This is a genomic window from Candidatus Aquiluna sp. IMCC13023 (assembly GCF_000257665.1).
GTDB lineage: Bacteria > Actinomycetota > Actinomycetes > Actinomycetales > Microbacteriaceae > Aquiluna.
In genome coordinates this window covers 23573-43111 of the sequence record NZ_AJKR01000003.1, presented here as the reverse complement: position 1 = coordinate 43111, position 19539 = coordinate 23573, and the positions used below count along the sequence as shown (strand labels likewise).

General features: G+C 51.7%; 20 protein-coding genes. 5 read left to right on the top strand and 15 right to left on the bottom strand.

The window, feature by feature from the left end:
* Positions 1 to 7: 7 nt before the first annotated feature.
* The 4 genes from ftsL to IMCC13023_RS03925 form a co-directional block, all read right to left on the bottom strand.
* Complete coding sequence (gene ftsL, locus IMCC13023_RS07040; RefSeq protein WP_050816738.1) at positions 8 to 526, bottom strand: cell division protein FtsL; 519 nt, start codon at positions 524 to 526, stop codon at positions 8 to 10.
* Entirely contained in the window at positions 526 to 1485 is a 960-nt protein-coding gene (gene rsmH, locus IMCC13023_RS03935) for a 16S rRNA (cytosine(1402)-N(4))-methyltransferase RsmH (RefSeq protein WP_007541499.1), read from the bottom strand. Before rsmH ends, ftsL begins: the two co-directional genes overlap by 1 nt.
* 115 nt (positions 1486 to 1600) lie before the next feature.
* The gene (gene mraZ / locus IMCC13023_RS03930) at positions 1601 to 2032 is read right to left on the bottom strand and encodes a division/cell wall cluster transcriptional repressor MraZ (RefSeq protein ID WP_040325134.1); all 432 of its coding nucleotides are present in this window, start codon (positions 2030 to 2032) and stop codon (positions 1601 to 1603) included.
* Positions 2033 to 2178: 146 nt separating this feature from the next.
* Positions 2179 to 2526 (bottom strand): DUF3040 domain-containing protein, encoded by a 348-nt coding sequence (locus tag IMCC13023_RS03925; RefSeq protein ID WP_007541495.1) that lies wholly within the window; start codon positions 2524 to 2526, stop codon positions 2179 to 2181.
* A gap of 57 nt (positions 2527 to 2583) precedes the next feature.
* Between IMCC13023_RS03925 and IMCC13023_RS03920 the strand changes: the two genes are divergently transcribed.
* Positions 2584 to 3684, top strand: coding sequence for a polyprenyl synthetase family protein (locus IMCC13023_RS03920; RefSeq protein WP_007541493.1), 1101 nt, complete (start codon positions 2584 to 2586; stop codon positions 3682 to 3684).
* Between the two features lie 2 nt (positions 3685 to 3686).
* Here the strand turns inward: IMCC13023_RS03920 and IMCC13023_RS03915 are convergent, their stop codons facing one another.
* Genes IMCC13023_RS03915 through IMCC13023_RS03900 form a run of 4 tightly spaced genes read right to left on the bottom strand, consistent with a single transcriptional unit; the run spans position 3687 to position 7037 of the window.
* Positions 3687 to 4025, bottom strand: a complete 339-nt coding sequence (locus tag IMCC13023_RS03915; protein WP_007541491.1) for an Rv2175c family DNA-binding protein — start codon at positions 4023 to 4025, stop codon at positions 3687 to 3689.
* A 1-nt stretch (position 4026) separates the two neighbouring features.
* Positions 4027 to 5367, bottom strand: a complete 1341-nt coding sequence (locus tag IMCC13023_RS03910; RefSeq protein WP_007541489.1) for a class II 3-deoxy-7-phosphoheptulonate synthase — start codon at positions 5365 to 5367, stop codon at positions 4027 to 4029.
* Between the two features lie 6 nt (positions 5368 to 5373).
* A complete protein-coding gene (locus IMCC13023_RS03905) occupies positions 5374 to 6060 on the bottom strand; it encodes a lysophospholipid acyltransferase family protein (RefSeq protein ID WP_040325130.1) in 687 nt (228 codons plus the stop codon).
* Between the two features lie 26 nt (positions 6061 to 6086).
* Positions 6087 to 7037: an ROK family glucokinase gene (locus tag IMCC13023_RS03900; protein ID WP_007541485.1), complete on the bottom strand. Its 951-nt coding sequence runs from the start codon at positions 7035 to 7037 to the stop codon at positions 6087 to 6089.
* Between the two features lie 149 nt (positions 7038 to 7186).
* On the opposite strand from IMCC13023_RS03900, the gene IMCC13023_RS03895 reads away from it, so the two are divergent.
* Complete coding sequence (locus IMCC13023_RS03895; protein ID WP_007541483.1) at positions 7187 to 8986, top strand: AMP-dependent synthetase/ligase; 1800 nt, start codon at positions 7187 to 7189, stop codon at positions 8984 to 8986.
* On the opposite strand, the gene IMCC13023_RS03890 is transcribed toward IMCC13023_RS03895, so the two are convergent.
* The 3 genes from IMCC13023_RS03890 to IMCC13023_RS03880 are packed head-to-tail and all read right to left on the bottom strand — an operon-like array spanning position 8976 to position 13968.
* Positions 8976 to 9470, bottom strand: coding sequence for a peptide deformylase (locus tag IMCC13023_RS03890; protein WP_007541481.1), 495 nt, complete (start codon positions 9468 to 9470; stop codon positions 8976 to 8978). The genes IMCC13023_RS03895 and IMCC13023_RS03890 overlap by 11 nt on opposite strands.
* Complete coding sequence (locus IMCC13023_RS03885; RefSeq protein WP_007541479.1) at positions 9467 to 10558, bottom strand: MinD/ParA family ATP-binding protein; 1092 nt, start codon at positions 10556 to 10558, stop codon at positions 9467 to 9469. Before IMCC13023_RS03885 ends, IMCC13023_RS03890 begins: the two co-directional genes overlap by 4 nt.
* Before the next feature lie 8 nt (positions 10559 to 10566).
* Positions 10567 to 13968 carry a pyruvate carboxylase gene (locus tag IMCC13023_RS03880; RefSeq protein WP_007541477.1) on the bottom strand — a complete coding sequence of 1134 codons (3402 nt, stop codon included), beginning with the start codon at positions 13966 to 13968 and terminating at the stop codon, positions 10567 to 10569.
* Between the two features lie 63 nt (positions 13969 to 14031).
* Here IMCC13023_RS03880 and IMCC13023_RS03875 point away from each other — a divergent pair, with 63 nt between their 5' ends.
* Positions 14032 to 14961, top strand: a complete 930-nt coding sequence (locus IMCC13023_RS03875; protein ID WP_007541474.1) for a ParA family protein — start codon at positions 14032 to 14034, stop codon at positions 14959 to 14961.
* Here IMCC13023_RS03875 and IMCC13023_RS03870 read toward each other — a convergent pair.
* The 4 genes from IMCC13023_RS03870 to IMCC13023_RS03855 form a co-directional block, all read right to left on the bottom strand.
* A complete protein-coding gene (locus IMCC13023_RS03870; protein ID WP_007541472.1) occupies positions 14958 to 15470 on the bottom strand; it encodes a MerR family transcriptional regulator in 513 nt (170 codons plus the stop codon). The two genes, IMCC13023_RS03875 and IMCC13023_RS03870, sit on opposite strands and share 4 nt — an antisense overlap.
* Positions 15471 to 15552: 82 nt before the next feature.
* Entirely contained in the window at positions 15553 to 16233 is a 681-nt protein-coding gene (ftsR, locus tag IMCC13023_RS03865) for a transcriptional regulator FtsR (RefSeq protein ID WP_007541470.1), read from the bottom strand.
* A gap of 2 nt (positions 16234 to 16235) precedes the next feature.
* Positions 16236 to 16604 carry an FHA domain-containing protein gene (locus tag IMCC13023_RS03860; RefSeq protein WP_249859733.1) on the bottom strand — a complete coding sequence of 123 codons (369 nt, stop codon included), beginning with the start codon at positions 16602 to 16604 and terminating at the stop codon, positions 16236 to 16238.
* A 64-nt stretch (positions 16605 to 16668) separates the two neighbouring features.
* Positions 16669 to 17250 carry a CDP-alcohol phosphatidyltransferase family protein gene (locus IMCC13023_RS03855; protein WP_007541468.1) on the bottom strand — a complete coding sequence of 194 codons (582 nt, stop codon included), beginning with the start codon at positions 17248 to 17250 and terminating at the stop codon, positions 16669 to 16671.
* Positions 17251 to 17394: 144 nt separating this feature from the next.
* On the opposite strand from IMCC13023_RS03855, the gene abc-f reads away from it, so the two are divergent.
* Positions 17395 to 18993, top strand: coding sequence for a ribosomal protection-like ABC-F family protein (gene abc-f / locus IMCC13023_RS03850; protein WP_040325324.1), 1599 nt, complete (start codon positions 17395 to 17397; stop codon positions 18991 to 18993).
* A 61-nt stretch (positions 18994 to 19054) separates the two neighbouring features.
* Positions 19055 to 19402 carry a hypothetical protein gene (locus tag IMCC13023_RS07315; RefSeq protein ID WP_157775971.1) on the top strand — a complete coding sequence of 116 codons (348 nt, stop codon included), beginning with the start codon at positions 19055 to 19057 and terminating at the stop codon, positions 19400 to 19402.
* Positions 19403 to 19539: the final 137 nt, after the last annotated feature.

Genomic DNA, 19539 nt, shown 5'->3' with positions numbered 1-19539 from the left:
GTTGGCCTTATCTGGTAGGTGATGCCGGTATTAGCCCCGACTGCAAAACTAGGCCAGAACTAGCCAAATTAGCGGTTTCAACACTCACCTCTAGCTCTCCGCTAGCAACAGTCGCCATTGAGAATTCCGAAACGGTTCCCAATGCCGAGTTAGCCACCAAATTGGCGCTCGCCACTTCAGAGCCGTCGGCACGAGCCGGAGCCGGCTCACCAAATATTTTGTCGTTGTCGATATCAATCATTACCGATGCTGGATTCGCTACCATGCCAAGCATGTTCGCGGCGTCAGCAAGATTCTGAGGCGAGGATAGCGATGAGACTTCTTCTTGAATGATCTGCACGTCAGTAGCCAAGTTTCGCTTTTCAATCGTGAGAGAGCGAAGTTGGTAAGCGTCTTGAGTAAGAACCATGTTTAGCGAGATTTGACCAATCAGGACCGCGACAATGCCCAAAACAAAAATGAGCCCAGCCATCAGACTCGGCTTTAGTTTTTTGGCATCCTTTTCTGAAACCATATAAACGCTCACTAAAAGACCTCCAGTTTTTCGGCGGCCCGCAGTCTTGCGGAGGCGGCTCTTGGGTTTTGGGATAGCTCTAATTCCGTTGCTCGCTCTACGCCTCGAGTGATTACCTTGAGGGCTGGTGAAGTGCCGGGGAGCTGCATGGGCATTCCAATTGGCGTCGAGGAAACTGCAGCTTCCTGCATTGCGCGCTTTGTAATGCCGTCTTCCAGTGAGTGGTAAGACATCACGACGAGCCTTGCCCCAATTGCCAGGGCATCAATGGCTTGAGGCAATGCCGATTCGAGGCCGGAAAGTTCATTATTTACCGCAATGCGGAGTGCTTGATAAATCCGCTTAGCTGGGTGACCGCTTGTTCGACCTGGGGCCATTGGAACTACAGCCGCGACGATTTTGTTCAAGTCGGAGCTTGTAAGGATGCCTGAAACTTGTCGTTCTGCAACGATCCGCTTTGCAACTAGCGGAGCGAATCTTTCTTCACCGTAGTCTCGGAAAATTTTGGTGAGTTCTATTTCGCCGAGCGTCATCAATAGATTTGCGGCAGTTTGACCAATGTTTTGGTTCATCCTCATGTCCAGCGGCGCATCTTGCGCGTATGAAAAGCCGCGGTCAGCTTCGTCAAGCTGCATTGAGCTAACACCTAAGTCCATCAAAATGCCCTGAACCGAAGGAAATTCAAGCTCGGCTAGCACCTCGGTGATTTCATCGTAGGTTGCAGCGGCGGGGATAAACCGTTTACCGAAAGGTTCTAGTCGGGCTGTCGCCAGTCTCAATGCCGCCGGGTCCCTATCGATGCCAATGACGGTCAGATTTTCATGCTCACTAAGGAGTGCTTCAGTGTGACCTCCGAGACCGAGGGTGCAGTCAATTACCACTGGTGAATCTCCTGTGATACCCGGACGCAGAAGCTCCATGCAACGCTGAAGCATTACTGGGCGGTGAAGATCTGAAGTTGAATGATTCATCTTTTATGGGGAATCATTTCCTGCACCTTGATCCTTGTCCGTCTACGAGCTTGGTTTTCGTAGGTCCGACTTAGGGGAAGTAAGCCGGTACGGCCAAGGAACAAAATGCAGGAAATTAGAACAGTCCCGGAATCACCTCCGTCGCCTGTTGAGCAAAATTCTCCTCATTGTTCTTGAGGTAGTACTGCCAGGCCTGGGGGTCCCAGATCTCGGCTCTGGAGCCAACACCGATCACCACCAGTTCTTTTGTGAGTGACGCATAGTCTCTAAGTAGTTGTGGAAGAAGCACTCTGCCCTGCTTATCGGGTGACTCGTCGGTGGCTCCGGATAGAAAAACACGAAGGTAACGGCGCGCTTCCTCGGAGGTCACAGGAGCCTGACGAATCTTCTCGTGGACTTCCTGGAATTCTTTGGCGGAGAACACGTATAGGCAGTGCTCTTGACCCTTGGTTATTACTACGCCTTCTTCAAATTCACCTCGGAATTTGGCGGGGAGAATTAGACGGCCCTTTTCATCGAGCTTTGGAGTGTGCGTACCTAACAGCATGAACACTCCCTCCGCATCGTGTTGTACTCCACTTTACTCCACTTTCCTCCCCTAAGTTCGTTTTTGCAAGCTCTTTTTGATTTTTTTTGAAAAATAACTTAAACAAAAAAAACCCCGCCTCAGCGGGGTTTTTTGAAAAAGAGCGGTTAGTCGTTATTGAATCTCTGGTTCCAGCGATCCTCGAAGAACGAAGGGCCTCCGGGAGGCTTTGCCGCCCTGCCTAATCCAGGCAGTCGGAAATTACTGGTTGCAACCACGAGGCCAATTACCATGACCATGAATGCAACTACTCCAAAGAATGCAACCTGAAGTGAAACGGCCAAAATTAGAAGAACTACACCTACGAGCATGGTGATTACACCGAGCACAAGCTTCTTACCGTCCTTGTTCGACGAACCAACGTCGCGAACTCGGTTGGCAAAGCCAGCGTCTTCCTCTATGAGATTACGTTCCATCTCTTCGAGGAGCTTTTGCTCGCGGTCTGATAGTGCCATTGATTGACTCCGTTCCTTACTAATTGTAAACAACTTTCAGCCGCTAAGCTATTCCGCGTGGCTCAAGATTTCCTGTTAGAACTCGTGCAGAACAAACTCGACTCGTTTTGCGATCAGAAACGCGAAGAGCTCTCTGGCATTTCCGAGGACTTGATTCCCCTCATAGATTTTACTCAGTCCCTGCTTTCTGGCGGAAAAAGATTTAGAGCACTTTTCTGCTATTGGTCTTTTGCTTCAACCGTGGGCTCTGAAACAAATGGCGCTGAGCTAAATGCTCACTCCCCCATCGTTGGGGTAGCAGCGGCGTTGGAAATGTTCCACGCTGCTGCTCTTGTTCACGATGACTTACTTGATCAGTCCGACACTCGTCGAGGTGCACCCTCGATCCACAAGCGATTTGAAAGTCTCCACAAGCAGCACCACTACGTGGGATCTCCGGAGCGGTTTGGCTTGGCCGGTTCAGTTCTGGTTGGCGATTTGATGCTGGCATGGAGTTCCGAAATTTTTGGTGAGGCGCTACTTCACGCCCCGAACGAAAAATCGGAAGCAAACTGCCGACACGAATTCGGCAAAATGCGCTTTGAGGTAATGGCTGGGCAATATCTAGATGTTTTGGAAGAAAATGCTGCACCGACAAGAACCGATGGTGCCGCGGTTGCCCGAGCAAACAAGATAATGCTCTATAAGACCGCTAAGTACAGCCTGGAGGCACCACTTCTAATTGGGGCAGCGCTAGCTGGCGCAGAAGATGGCTCTCTTAATGCTCTGAGTGAGTTTGGTATTCCGCTCGGGCTGGCGTTTCAGCTCCGAGACGATGTCCTTGGAGTTTTCGGCGACCCTGAAGTAACAGGAAAGCCGGCCGGAGACGATCTTAGAGAGGGGAAGCGCACGGTTCTAATTGCGCTAACCCTAGAGACTCTTCCTAAATCAGTTGCTCGAATCTTCGAGGAACTGTTGATTTCTGGTGAGATTAGCGATGAGCAGCTCGAATTTATGAGAAATACGATTGCAGACTCAAGAGCTTTGGAGAAAACCGAACGACTCATTGCCGAGCACTCCACCAGATCTATTGAGTCGTTGGCAGCATTAGAAATTACTGACCAGGGCAGAAATGCGCTTGCGAAACTAGCAGATCAGGTAATAAACCGAGCTAAGTAACTTTAGCCAAGCCCCTGAGCAGCTCTGCGCACAGGAGCTTTGTGGCCCGCTAGCAATGCAGTAATCGGCTCTGTGCCTAGCTCCGCATTCATCTCATAAAGCCAAGTGATTGACTCATCTCGATTCAGCCCTAAATCATTTAGCAAAATTAGGGTTCCGTGAATGCTGCTCAAAGGCTCACGATCGATAATTAGATCGGCCGGAATCATTGGTACTTTATCAATTCGATAGGTGAACAAAAAGTGTTCGTCGATTAGCCTACGTACTTTTCCAGGCGAGGTCTCAAGAAGATCGGCTGCCTGGTCAATGGTTAGCCAGCTTGAAACTTTATTGGTTATCAATTTACGCCCTCGCCGTTTCTACCAACTGCTCCGCCACCAAAAAGGCAAGCTCAAGAGACTGCATGTGGTTTAGTCTCGGGTCGCAAACCGACTCATAGCGTTCTGCAAGAGTGCTTTCGTCAATCAAATCCGATCCGCCAAGACATTCTGCAACGTCGTCGCCGGTTAGCTCAACATGCAGTCCACCCGGGTGAGTTCCAAGGCCACGGTGTACCTCGAAGAAGCCTGCAACCTCGTCCATAATGTCGTCAAACCTTCTGGACTTGTAACCATTTGCAGTCGTCATGCCGTTGCCGTGCATTGGATCCGTGATCCAAAGTGGTGTCGACTCGGACTCCTGGGCAGCTTCAATCAGCTTCGGAAGCTCATCGCGGATTTTGCCAGCTCCCATGCGGCTAATAAAAGTCAATCGACCCGGCTCGCGCTCAGGATCCAACTTGTCAATCAAATCAAGAACATCTTGCTTGCTAGTAGACGGCCCAAGCTTTACACCCAGTGGGTTCCTAACTTTCGAAAGGTAGTCAATGTGTGCGCCATCAAGCTGTCTGGTTCGCTCCCCCACCCAAATAAAGTGACCACTTGTTACATATGGCATTCCGGTCCTGGAATCGAGCCTGGTTAGTGGGCGCTCGTAGTCGAACAACAGACCTTCGTGGGAAACGAAAAACTCGGTTGACTTCAATTCATTTGCGTCTATGCCGCAGGCGTCCATGAATCTCATGGCTCGGTCAATGTCCTGAGCGATGCTTTCGTAGCGCTTATTCGCCGGGTTATCCGTGAAACCCTTATTCCAAGAGTGAACCTCGCGAAGATCTGCGAAACCACCGGTTGTGAAGGCTCTGATCAGGTTCAAAGTACTTGCAGAGGTGTTGTAGGCCTGCATCAGCCTATTCGGGTCGTTCCTTCGAGACTCAGGAGTGAAATCATATCCGTTTACTGCATCACCGCGGTAGGCGGGCAAAGTTATATCTCCGCGAGTTTCGTTATCGGCAGACCTTGGCTTGGCAAACTGACCGGCCATGCGACCCATTTTTACCACCGGTAGCGATGAGCCATACATGAGAACGACTGCCATCTGCAGGACTGTTTTTATTCGACTTCGAATTCGATCTGCGGTTGCATCTGCAAAGGTCTCGGCACAATCGCCACCCTGAAGCACAAAAGCCTCGCCTCGGCTCGCAGCAGCAATTCGATCGCGTAATGAGTCAACTTCGCCGGCAAAAACCAACGGTGGCTTTACAGAAAGCTCTTCTTTTACCTTTTCAAGAGTCTCTAGGCTGTCCCAGGTTGGCTGCTGCTTCGCCTCAAGATTGAGGTAGTTGTCTAATCCGAACTCTTTCAAGATTCCCTATTCTGCTCGTGCAAGTCTGCTTTTGACGGTCGACGCGTAAACATCTTCATACTTTTGATTTGAAAGTCGGTGGATGCTGTAAACGATTTGGTCGGTCACTGATCTCAAGACCGCTCGCTCACCCTCCATACCGGCAAACCTAGAGAAGTCTAACGGCTCCCCAATCACCACCCCTACTCGATGTATTTTTGGATACTTGGCGCCGAGCGGCTGAACCTTGTCGGTGTCAATCATGGCAACCGGTATTACTGGAACCCCAGCCTCTAAGGCCATCCTCGCTATACCAGTTCTTCCCCGATGCATGTCGGAGTTAGGAGACCTTGTTCCCTCGGGATAAATACCCAGGAGCAAACCGCGTTCTAGAACCCCAAGGCCGGTGTTCAATGAGTCCTCCGAAGCCTTGCCACCAGACCTATCAATTGGAATCTGACCCGTGGAAATGAAAAACCATCTGATTAGGGCACCTTTGAAGCCTTTGCCGGTGAAGTATTCGCTCTTGGCCAGGAAGGTCACCGGACGCCTTAGCTTGAGAGGGAGAAAAATCGAGTCAACAAAAGATAAGTGGTTTGAGGCCAAAATTGCACCGCCATTCTTTGGAATGTGTTCTGTCCCTCGCGACCAAGGACGGAATAGCAGCCTCAGAATGGGACCGAGAACAAAGTTCTTTAGAAAAAAATAGGTCATGGACTCTCCAGTCGTTGCCCTAAAGCTTACCGAAGTGAGTCGCGTGCTAAATCAGCAGCGCCAATTACTCCAGCCTGATTTGAGAAGGATGCTGCCAAAATTTTCGCCACCGGTCTAAAGCCCTGTGCCGGTAACTCTCGAAGAAAGCTTTCTCTGATTGGCTCGAGCAGCAATTCTCCAGCTTCGGACAATCCGCCGCCTATTACATAAACCTGAGGGTCAAGAGCGGCTGTGATACTTCCCATCGCTTCACCGAGGAAGGTCCCGACATCACGCAGTAGTGACAAGGTTCCTGGATCCTTGGCCACGAGTGCCTGTCGAACATGCTCGCCCGTGAGTAAATCGAGATCTTTCTTTAAGGAGTTAAGAAAGAATCCAGCTGGCTCGCCGCTGGCACTCAGAACTCTGGCCGCCTCTAAGAGGGCAGTTCCAGAGGCATACTGCTCAACGCAGCCTGTTCTCCCGCAACCGCATTGCTTGCCATCTCTGACAACCCTGATGTGCCCAAGCTCTCCAGCGATACCGAAGCCGCCCCTGCGAATAGCACCATCGGAAATAACCGCGCCGCCAACCCCGGTGCCGAGCGTGAGCATGACCATGTCCTTTGACCCTTTGCCGGCTCCAAAACGATATTCTGCCCAGCCCGCTGCGTTTGCGTCATTCTCGATGACAAGGCGCCGCTGAATCTTTTCTTCTAGGCGCTCTCGAAGCGGTTCGTCTCTCCAGCTCAAGTTTGGCGCGTATAAGACATTGGATTGGTCGGCATCGATAAACCCAGCGGCTGCGACACCCACGGGCACATGTTCTGAACCAATCTGCAGAAAAAGCTCCTGAATCAGGCTTGCCACCTCATTCACCATTAGATCGGGATCATTGGCCGGAGAGGAGACTCTTTTCTCGGTTACGACCTTGCCGCTGTCGTCGACAATTGCTCCCAAAATTTTTGTGCCGCCGATGTCTATGCCGATGCTGAGCAAGCTGTTAGCTCCTTGGTTGAGTTAGAGCTAAATTTTAGAGGGCAAACTACCCCAATCCGCCACAAAGATATTTATTGATTTTCAAGCCCCAATTGATAATGCCTGTCGAAACAGGTTAAAGTATGGATAACTCGACACAGGGAGAGACAATGAAGTTTTACGATGTGCCAATAAAAGTCAACACAGACCCGAGTCTGAACGCCAGCGACCTGCTACTCGAAAGAGTCGCGATAAACCCATCTCATCCACTTTTTAGCCGCCAGAACCCGGACGGCACTTGGAGGGATGTGACCTCACAGGAATTCCTGGACGAAGTCAAGTCACTGGCCAAGGGCCTTATCGCTCAGGGAATCAAGCCCGGCGATGCTGTGGCCATCATGTCTCGCACTCGCTATGAGTGGACAATGATTGATTTTGCTATTTGGTTCGCGGGCGCAATTGGCGTGCCAATTTACGAGAGCTCATCTGCAAGCCAAATCGAATGGATACTTACCGACTCGGATGCAATCGCACTATTTATAGAGGACGATGAGCACCTAGAGCGATTCAACCAGGTCAAGTCAGGCACCCAGAAGGTGAAGCACGTCTGGCGAATTGACTCAAAAGACTTTTCTGGACTTCACCAAGACGGTGAAAAGATTGGTGACGACCAGCTGGAAAAAGCTCGCTCGCATGCAAACCTGAGCGATCTAGCAACCATTGTTTACACATCTGGCACCACGGGAAACCCAAAGGGCTGTGAGCTGACTCACAAGAGCTTTGTAGACCACGCAAAGAATGCTGCTGCGGAAATCCCAGAAATTGCCAATGACAAGCAGTCCTCTCTTATCTTCCTGCCACTAGCGCACATTTTGGCTAGATACGTGTCGGTTTTATGTCTTCACTCTGGAATTCGAGTTGGTCACTTGAGCGACTCACTACAAGTGGCTCAAGTTCTTCCCGCATTCAAGCCAACCTTCATTTTGGCAGTGCCAAGAGTGTTCGAGAAAATTTACAACGGAGCAGAGCTACGTGCAGAGACCGGCGGCAAGGGCAAGATTTTCCGATCTGCCGCTGAGGTAGCAATCGATTACTCGAAGGCGCTGGATAGTAAGTCAGGGCCTTCTCTTGGTCTAAAGGTCAAGCACAAGCTATTTGACCGACTTGTCTACGGCAAGTTGCGCGCAGCAATGGGTGGCAACGTGAAGTACGCGATTTCAGGCGGCGCTCCACTTGGAGCAAGACTTGGGCACTTTTATCGCGGCATCGGACTAATCGTTCTAGAGGGCTACGGGCTTACTGAAACTGCTGCGGCAGCAGTGATCGGACGCGTTGCCTGGCAGAAGATTGGCAAAGTAGGTCGCGCTCTACCTGGAACCGGAATCAAGATCGCCGAAGACGGAGAAATATGGCTACGCGGCATCAACTGCATGCGCGGCTACTGGCGCAACGAGGCCGCAACCAGAGAAGCGTTTGATGGAGATTGGTTCAGGACAGGCGACCTTGGTGAACTGGACGAGGACGGCTTCCTAACCATCACTGGCCGCAAAAAGGAGATGCTCGTTACCGCAGGAGGCAAGAATGTTGCCCCGGCTCCGATTGAAGATCCTCTTCGCGCCCATCCGCTTGTCGGACAGGTCGTTGTGATTGGTGACTCAAAGCCATTTATTTCAGCACTTATCTCACTCGATCCAGACATGGTCATGGTTTGGGCCCAAAACAACGGTATCGAGGAAAAACTGACACTCGCCGAGGCGACCAAGCACCCGACCGTGATCGCTGAAATTCAGAAGACCGTCGACGAAGTCAACAAGTTATTCTCGAAAGCAGAGCAGGTACGGTCTTTTGAGATTCTGGATGTCGAACTAACCGAGGCATCAGGCCACTTGACCCCGTCGCTGAAGATCAAGCGCTCAAAAGTTATGACAGATTTTGATCTTCAGGTTGGGAGAATTTACGCTAGCGCGTAAACCAAACTTGTTCACGGAGAGCCTTAAAAGCTAGTTTTCGCTCCTGCTTTTCTAAACGATCAAGATACAGAACCCCGGACAGATGATCTATTTCATGCTGGAGGGCTTGAGCCATCAAGCCCTCGCCTGAGATCTCTATCGCCGATCCGTCCAGCAAAAAGCCGGAAGCCTTAGCAATGGTATGTCGAATGGCCGGATGCCAAAGGCCCGGGACGGAGAGGCAGCCTTCCTCCATTGGGATAAGTCCGCCCGATAGTTCAGTTATTTTTGGGTTTATAAGGTATCCGATTTGGCCTTGAACGTTATAGGCGAAGGCACTTAGCCCCACCCCAATCTGAGTTGCTGCCACCCCGGCCCGGCCGGAAAGAGACGTCGTGTCGATTAAGTCCTGTATTAGACCCGCAGCCGATGCAAAATCGAGAATTTCCGCACTTGGTGTCACCAGTATTGGATCGCCAAAGAGCCTTATTTCCCTGACGCTCAAGCAGCTAACCCATCAACCACCAGGGCGGCTAGGTCCCTAGCGGCCTGCCTTGTGGCTGGGTGCAACTGATCAAAGTCAATAAGAGCGCCTGCGGCAAGCTGAGGGTCGTATGGAATTCTGACGACGGCCCGGACCCTGGATGCAAAGTGAGCTTCAATTTCGTCAAGCTTCACCAGCTCCGTTCCGAAAGTCGCGGTGTTCAGCGCTACCACGCTGTTACTCACAAGTTCGCTGTAACCATTCGAGTCCAACCAAGTAAGAGTCTCGGAGGCAAGTTTTGCCTCGTCAATCGACCCCCCGGACACGATTACTATTCCTTTTGCTCTCATCAAGACTGCTCGCATAACGCTGTGGACAATTCCAGTGCCGCAATCGGTTAGGCAGATGCTGTAATACCTAGCAGCAATGTCCGCTACAACGTTGTAGTCACCCTCATTGAAGGCTTCAGAAATCATGGGGTCAGCGTCAGATGACAAGACATCCAAGCGTGACTTATCGCGTGAAACAAAATCGCTAAAGACGCTAAAGCTTGAAATACCGCCAGCGCGATTCACTACGTCCCTGACCGTGCGATCGGTGCCCTTTTGCACGCGTTCGGAGAGCGTTCCGCGATCCGGGTTTGCGTCGATTGCAAGTATCCGATCCTCTCGGACTCGCGCCATTGCCATGCCAATTAGGGCAGTCATGGTGGTTTTTCCAACACCGCCCTTTCGGGTAAGAACTGGAACAAATCTGGTTTCCCCTGCAAGATCGGTCCTGATCCTTGCATCTAAATCACGTCTCGCACGCACCTTGGCGTTATCGCCGAGGTTTATTCCCCCAAAACTCAGTCGATAAAGGCTTCGCCTAAAGAAAGTTTCCGGAATAAAGTTGGGCTTTGCCTTGTCTTGCAAGAGTCGGTCCGCGGTGAGCAAGCTGGCTGGCTCAGGCTCAGCAAACAAGTCCTCAACTTCTGGAGCAACGTCAATGGGAATCGACACTGCATCAGCGGCAATTTGGTTGAGTTGGCCAGTCTCAGGGTCTAGCTCCAAGTCGCTAAAGTCAGAGCTTTCTCCTGAGGCATAATCGCGTTCCGGGTTCTTGTCCAAAACAACTCCTATTCAATTACGGCTATTAGGTCGCCGCCTTCAACAGGCGTCGGACCAGCAATACCGAGCCTTACTATTTTGCCAGAGATTGGGGCAGCTATGCTTGCCTCCATTTTCATGGCTTCGATACCGGCAATTGGGTCTCCGACCTGAACGCTATCACCCACCTCAACCTTTGGAGTAACAACACCAGTGAATGGTGCAGCGGCGTGTCCCTTGATGGCAGGATCGGCTTTTTCGGCAGACGAGGTCGTCGCTGTAATGCTGTGGTCTCGAGCCAGTATTGGTCGCAACTGGCCGTTTAGCTTGGCCATTACAGTCCGAAAGCCTTTGCTGTCAGCTTCTCCGATGGCTTCGAGGCCAACAAACAGCTGCAGACCCTTTCTTAGCTCCACAACGTGCTCGTGATCTTGCTCTAGCCCATATAGGTAGTCGAGGGTTTCGAGGTTATCTAGCTCACCATAGGCAGCCTGGACCCGCTCAAATTCCTTGGTTGGACCCGGGAACAGAAGTTGATTCAGGGTTCGCTGAATGAGCTTGTGATCGCTGGATTCTAGGGCCGCTAAGTCATCCGTCGAAACTGGAGTGACTGAGATGTCAGGTTTTTTGCCCTTCAAAACCTTGGAGCGGAATGGTTCCGGCCAGCCGCCAGGGAGGTCGCCTAATTCGCCCGCCATGAAGCCGATAACAGAGTCCGGAATGTCATAGTTTTGCGGGTTGTTTTCGAAATCTTCCGGGTCGGCACCCACCGCAACCAGATGCAGCGCTAAGTCCCCAACTACCTTGGAAGACGGAGTTACCTTCGGAGGTCTTCCAAGGATTCGATTCGCAGCTGCATACATGTCTTCAACCAGTTCGAACCTGTCACCCAAACCAAGGGCGATTGCCTGCTGCCGGAGATTTGAAAGCTGTCCCCCGGGAATCTCATGCGAATAAACGCGGCCGGTCGGACCTGGTAGTCCAGACTCAAATGGCGAGTAGACCTTTCGAACCGCCTCCCAATATGGTTCAAGATCGGTAACTGCGCTCATTGAGATTCCGGTGTCGCGCTCGGTATTTTCAAGTGCAGCAACCAGAGAACTAAATGATGGCTGGCTGGTAGTGCCGGCCATCGGTGCACTTGCGACATCGACCGCGTCCACTCCGGCATCGATTGCAGCCAGAAGCGTCGCCAGTTGACCACCCGCCGTGTCATGAGTGTGCAAATGAACCGGAAGGTCAAAGCGCTCCCTGAGCGCGCTTACAAGCACGCTGGCGGCCTGGGGTCTTAGCAAACCTGCCATGTCCTTGATGGCCAGGACATGAGCGCCGGCATCAACAATTCGATCTGCGAGTTTCAAGTAGTAATCAAGGGTGTAAAGATTTTCTTTCGGATCCAGAAAATTACCGGTAAAACTCATGCCAACCTCAGCTAGGGACTTGGTCTTGTTCCTCACTGCCGCAATAGCCGGGGCCATTTGCGATACATCGTTGAGAGCATCAAAAATTCTGAAAATGTCCACTCCGGTGTATGCAGCCTCTTCAACAAAGGCATCGGTCACTTCGACCGGATACGGAGTGTATCCGACGGTGTTTCGACCACGAAGTAGCATTTGAATGCACAGATTTGGAAGCTCTTCTCTCAGCTGAGCAAGCCTTGACCAAGGATTCTCACCGAGGAACCTGAGTGCCACGTCGTATGTTGCACCGCCCCAGGCCTCAACCGAAAGAAGCTCTGGTGTCATTCTGGCCACGTAAGGCGCTGCCGCGACAAGGTCGCGACCTCTAACTCTGGTTGCAAGCAGCGACTGATGTGCGTCTCTGAAAGTCGTGTCAGTAACCAGAACTTGGCCCTGCGATCTCATCCACTTTGCAAAACCCTCTGGACCAAGTTCCACTAAGCGTTGCTTAGAGCCATCAGGCGCTGGCTTACCCAAATCAATTTTTGGAAGCTTTAGCTGCGGCTCGGTGCGACCATCTCGGTCGCCATAGGGCTTATTGACTGTTACCTCGGCGAGCCACTGCAGCACTTTGGTGCCGCGATCCTTGGAGACCCTGGCATTCATAAGCTCAGGTCGCTCGTCAATAAAGTGAGTAGAGAGTTCACCCGATGCAAAAGTCTCGTCATCCAAAACCGCTTGCAGGAAATTGATGTTGGTGGCAACGCCGCGAATTCTGAATTCGGCGAGTGCGCGCTTGCCGCGGTCAACTGCTGATCTGAAATCTCTGCCGCGCGTGATTAGCTTTACAAGCATCGAGTCGAAGTGAGGCGAAACCTCGGTTCCGGTCGATACTGTTCCGCCGTCAAGACGAATACCAGCACCACCCGGGGAGCGATAAGTCGTTATCTTTCCGGTGTCAGGCCTAAAACCTGCCGCTGGATCCTCGGTCGTGATCCTGCACTGCACAGCAAAGCCGTGAGGCTTGATGCTGTCTTGAGTCAGGCCCATATCCGCAAGAGTCGCACCAGCAGCAATTCGCAGTTGGGACTGCACGAGATCAACATCGGTGATCTCTTCTGTCACGGTGTGCTCGACCTGTATTCGTGGGTTCATTTCAATGAACACGTGCTTTCCCGTGTTTGGCCCCACGGTCTCAATTAGAAACTCAACTGTTCCGGCATTCTGATAGCCGATTTCCTTTGCGAAGCTAACCGCGTCAGCGAAAAGTTGCTGTCGTAAAACGTCATCAAGGTGCGGAGCCGGCGCTATCTCAATAACTTTTTGATTGCGCCTTTGAATTGAGCAGTCTCGCTCGTGAAGGTGAATTACATTGCCATGATTGTCCGCCAAAATCTGCACTTCGATGTGTCTTGGTCGAATTACTGCCTGCTCAAGAAACACGTGAGCATCCCCAAAAGCGCTTCCAGCCTCGCGCATCGCTTCGCCGAGAGCATCGGGCAGATCCGCTTTTGTATCAACCTTGCGCATTCCGCGGCCACCGCCACCGGCAACGGCCTTTACAAAAAGTGGGAATCCAATTTCGCCAGCTTCAGCGATAAGTTTTGCGACATCCTCGGAAGATTCGGTGGAAGCAAGAACCGGAACTCCAGCACGAATTGCCGCGGCTTTGGCGTTTACCTTGTCGCCAGCTAGCTCAAGAACTTCTGGGGATGGACCAACAAATGCAATTCCATTTAGCTTGGCCTGCCTTCCAAGTTCGGCATTTTCGCTTAAGAAGCCATAGCCCGGGTAAATGGCGTCCGCACCCGACTCTTTGGCGACCCGTATCATCTCGGACACAGAAAGATAAGCCCTTACCGGCGAGCCATCCGCCTTTATTTCATAGGCCTCATCGGCTTTGAGCCTGTGGACGGAGCCCCGATCTTCATAGGGGTAGACAGCTACGGTCTTCGCGCCTATTTCATAGGCCGCTCGAAATGCTCTTACGGCGATTTCACCTCGGTTAGCCACCAAAATCTTTTTAAACATAAAACCTTACTGAACCGATGTGGCGCGCCATGCACACGCCTAATAACTAGGTAGCCTATTACAGTGCATGTACTTAGCGTGAGTTCACTCAAGGGTGGCGTAGGAAAAACTACGGTAGCCCTCGGCCTGGCATCGGCAGCTCTCAATCAAGGTATCAACACTCTGGTGATTGACCTGGACCCTCAGTGCGATGCAACCAGCGGGCTAGCAGCTCCTGCGGACATGAGCGCGTCGGTAGCAGAAGTGCTGCAGAGCCCTAAGCTTCCGGTTTTGAGAAGAGCGCTGGTGGCCTCCCCTTGGTCAAGAGGCTCAAAGCTTGATGTTCTGGTAGGCAGCCCAAGATCACTCTTGCTTGATAACCCTGCACCAACCGTTTCCGACGTCTGGAAACTAGAAGAAATACTTGCGCTAATCGAAGACGAGTATGAACTAGTGATCATCGACACTCCCCCGTCAATCAACGCCCTGACCCGAACCGCATGGGTAGCAAGCGATCGCGTAATTTTAGTTACGGAGCCGGCACTGTATTCAGTAATTGCAGCCGACAGAGCCCGCCGCGCAATTGCTGAGATTAGCGCGAAATTGAGCCCAAGGCTTAGCCTCTATGGTTTTGTCGTAAATCGCCTCAGGCAGCAATCACATGAGCATGAGTTCCGACTAAATGAACTCCGCGAAATGTTTGGGGAGCAATTACTGCAACCATATTTCGAAGAGCGCGCGGCCGTTCAACAGTCCACCGGAGCAGCAAGGCCAATCCATTCCTGGCCTGCCGAAGGCGCGCCCGAAGTAGCCAGAGGATTCGACAGACTATTGGCTGGTCTAATGGCGGATTTTGACTCCACTGAAGAAAAGCGGACACGAGTCGGAATCGTTGGGCGAACCATGCGGGGTCAGCAGAATCTAATCACAGAGCTTGGTCAGACTGCGATTCAAGCAGAAGACCCCCCCGAATCAAGACGAACAAGGAAAAAGAAGCGTTGGTTTCAACGCTAGGAGATTTTACGCGCTCTTCTGGCAGCAAGCTCATCGTGAACAGCGGCTTCTTCAGCGGCAAAGTCAACCAAAGTAGCCTCAACTTCTCTAAGAACTCTGCCTATTGCAATACCAAATACGCCCTGGCCCTGACCTAGAAGATCGATTACTTCGTCTTGCGAAGTGCACAGGTAAACCCTTGCCCCATCGGACATAAGAGTCGTGTTGGTTAGATCCGAAATACCGGCTGCAGCAAGCTGCTCAACTGCAATTCTTATCTGCTGGAGTGAAACACCGGTGTCTAGAAGTCTCTTAACAAGCTTCAAAACCAAAATATCCCGGAATGAGTAAAGTCGCTGAGACCCGGAGCCGGTCGCGCCCTGTATGGCAGGAACAGCAAGTCCGGTTCTGTCCCAGTAATCAAGCTGGCGGTAGGTAATGCCAGCAGCAGCAGCAGCCGAAGCTCCCCGGTAACCGATATCGGTGTTCGGCAAGCCGTCAGTGAACAAGACACCAGATTCGTATTCCACCGCTACTCCTAATTTGCACAGACTGCTAAGTCTGCCTTCAAGTTGAGGTTTAGGGTTTCTATTGTGGCTTGGGCGTGTCGCACTATCGTTCTATCTCTTCAATCACTTCTGTTATCAGGTGCGACCTAATAGCGCCGAATCGCTCCGCTATCTCCCTAGAAATGTGCCCGGCCTTTGCCGCGCTGTCCGGGGCCTTCTTCCGAAGAATCGGCTCGGTGACACCCGTGATTATTCCAATCTCTCGCTCTGCAGCCGACTTCAAGCCTCGTAAGTGCCTTGGTTGAATGCCAAACTCCTCGAGGCCGACAAGAGCAAAAGCAATCTCGACCTCGTGCGAAGAATGAGGTTGGGCTCCAAAAAGACCTAAGTCCGCACCCTCTTTGAAAGCCAGGTCTGAAAGACCAGTCTCAAGCTTTAGTTGAGAAGTCGAGAAGCGCTGCCCTTTTCGAAGCGATGACGGACTCGCGGCAGGCAACAGCGGCTGTCTGCCGGAATCTAGTTCGTCTAGGTACTCCCTAATCACTTTGAGAGGAAGGTACTGATCGCGCTGAAGAGTCAGAATAATTCTGAGGCGCTCAATCTGTGGTTCTGAAAACTTTCGATATCCGGCATCGGTGCGCTCCGGAGCAACAAGGCCCTGGTCTTCCAAGAAACGAAGCTTAGACGGGCTGAGGTCACCAAAGTCTGGCTTTAGAACAGAAAGCACCTGGCCGATTGTGTAGAGCTTGCGGTGGTCTTGAAGTCTAGATAGAGAGTTCTCCATACTCAGCCAACCTTCTTCGAAGAATAAAAAGTCAGACGAAATTTTCCAATTAGCACTTCGGCTCCGTCAACCAGCTTGATCGCGTCTACTCGATCGCCGTCAACATAGGTTCCGTTCATGGACCCCAGGTCCTCAAGCTGAAAGGCCGAGCCCTTTCGGGAGATCTGAACGTGCTTTCTCGACACAGTTACGTCATCCAAAAAAATGTCCGCTTCCGGGTGTCTTCCGGCAATAGTGAGATCCTGGTCTAAAAGGAATCTCGATCCGGCCCCGGGTCCTCGGTGTGAAACAAGAAGTGCTGAGTTAGAAGGAAGGGCCGCTACTGCAATTGCTTCCTCGTCAGAAAGGACAGGGGCGTTTTTGGCTATCAGATCGTCAGAAAAACGAGCTGTGTCGTCACTTCCAAAACCTTCTTTAGACAATTTTGCCTCCCCCTCATACTTTAGGGGATTTTGGCTTGATGGATGACAAGACTTCTATAACTTGCTTGACGTAAAGCAGGCCAGAAAGCCAATAGAGACCCGCCCCCCAATACGCGAAGCCCCAAGCCAGAGGCAAAACTATGAAAGAGGCCTCTGGCCACACATCAACCATCAATAAAAGCGGCAGAGCGTATAAAAGAGCAAAGGTCCCAGCTTTACCAAGGAAGTGCACAGGCAATGGCCCGTAGCCATGGCTTGCCAAAATCGGGTAGACAATGACCAGCATCAAGTCCCGAGAAGCCACTATCAGAGCTAACCAGAGCGGAATATTTCCGTTTATGGTCAGACCAATAAGCGCTGCAAAGATGAAGAGCCGGTCAGCGGCCGGATCCAACAGTTGACCCAATTTCGTTACTTGATTAAAGCGCCTAGCTATTTGCCCATCCAGCCAATCGGTGGCGCTGGCGACCATCAAAGTAATCAACGCTGCAATAAATTGCCCCGTCAGAAGCAAAACCAAGAACACCGGCACCATAAAAAGCCGAAGGATGCTGAGCATGTTTGGAATGCTTCTTAGCTCCTGCATAACGCCCATGGCCAAATTCTATAGCTCCAAGGTAAATCGACCAGGTCCGCGCGCTCATGAACAAAATCAACATCACAAAACTCGAAGGCTACCTTGGTAGGATAGGAGTATTCGTTGCCTCTGCTTGCAACAAAACCCTTTGGAGATTCTGAGATGATCGGCGTGCGCGACCTCGAGATTCGAATCGGACCCAGAGTGCTGATGCAGGGCGTAAATTTTCGGGTGGACAAGGGTGACAAAGTTGGACTAGTCGGCAGAAATGGTGCCGGCAAAACAACCCTCACAAAAATTCTTGCCGGTGACGGCCAGCCCTCTCAGGGCTTCGTCGATCGCCAAGGTGAAATCGGATATCTCCCTCAGGACCCGCGCACCGGGGATCCAGAGCAACTTGCAAGAACCAGAATTTTGAACGCCAGAAACCTTGGCGACACACTCGAGGGCATGAATAACGCCGGCCTTGAGATGGGTAGCGCCGACCCAGAAGTATCAGCCGCGGCCATGATTTCATACGCGAAGTTCGAAGAGCGCTTCCAGGCGGCAGGCGGCTACGCTGCCGAGGCCCAGGCCGAGGCAATAGCGGGAAGCCTAGGAATCAAAGGGCAGATACTAAACCAGCCCCTGAAGACTCTCTCGGGCGGACAGCGTCGAAGAATTGAACTGGCAAGGATTCTGTTTAGTAACGCTCAAACCATGATTCTTGATGAACCGACGAACCACCTCGATGCCGACTCCGTGGTTTGGCTAAGAGAGTTTCTGAAGTCCTATAAGGGCGGGTTGATTATCATCAGCCACGATGTCGCCCTAGTTGAAGAAACGGTAAATCGTGTTTTCTACCTAGACGCCAACCGCACGGTAATTGATATCTACAACATGGGCTGGAACCAATACAAGAAGGCCAGAGAAACCGACGAAGAGCGCCGGAAGCGTGAGCGATCAATCGCCCAGAAGAAGGCCAGTACTTTGCAGCTTCAGGCCGCCAAATTTGGTGCGAAGGCCAGCAAAGCGGTTGCTGCCAAGCAAATGGTGCGTCGAGCAGAATCTTTGCTTGCGAACTTGGATGACGTGAGAGAAGTAGATCGCGTGGCCAAAATCAAGTTCCCTGACCCAGCTCCCTGCGGTAAAACACCCTTGATGGCAGAGAATTTGAGTAGAAGCTATGGCTCGCTGGAGATTTTCGCTGCCGTTGACCTTGCGATTGACCGCGGTTCAAGAGTGGTCATCATCGGGCTAAATGGAGCTGGAAAGACCACGTTGCTAAGAATTCTTGCAGGAGTGGACAAGCCGGACACCGGCGAACTGATTGCCGGTCACGGACTCAAGGTTGGCTACTTTGCTCAGGAGCATGAGACCTTGGACGTGAACAAAACCGTTCTTCAGAACATGCAGGATGCCGCCCCTGGCCTTCCCGACACTGATGCCAGAAAAGTCCTCGGTTCTTTCCTCTTCTCGGGCGACGATGTCTCGAAGCTAGCCGGAGTGCTATCTGGAGGAGAAAAAACCAGACTTGCACTTGCATCACTTGTGGTTTCATCTGCCAATGTGCTTCTGCTTGACGAGCCAACCAACAACTTGGACCCAGCTAGCCGTGAAGAGATTCTGGGTGCTCTTGCAGGCTTTAAGGGAGCAGTTGTGCTGGTCTCGCACGATGTTGGAGCCGTTGAAGCCCTGAACCCGGAACGAGTGTTGATTTTGCCGGATGGCGATGAAGATCACTGGAACGAAGGCTATGCCGACCTGATTGCGCTTTCCTAAAAAGTCATAGTTGCATCTGACAGCCTTTAGGCATCAATCAAGAATTCTCGAAAGGGCTCTGATGACCGCCAGTCCTGTCGAGAACGGATACCAGTGTTCTTTTTACTGCGACCACGGCTGCGGTGAGCACTTAGAAATTGGTGTCTTTGTGGTCTCGGGCGAATTTATTCCGTGGAATCAAGTAGACAGCGCTTCACAAAAACCTCCCCGTCCAGATGGTTCGACCCAGGTGGAAAGAGAAATTCATATTCAGTGCCCCGGTTGCTCCAATGAAGTGAAAATTTCTGAAGTGAGTTTGAGCATTTTTTGTAAGAAGTCTTTAGCCGTTCGCATCGAAGCGGTAAGCCTTCAAGCCCTAGCGCTTTATCAGTCGAAAACATTGCTGGGGTCACCAAATTCCCGGCGATAACGGTAGCCGTACATCGGACTAACCAGCTTGCAAGGCTTTTTGATTGGGGCACCTTACGCCGGGCGAGGCTTGAGCATGAACTGTCCCACCAAGCTGTTTTCTTCAATGGGCGAGTTGGCAAGCATCGAAGCATAGAG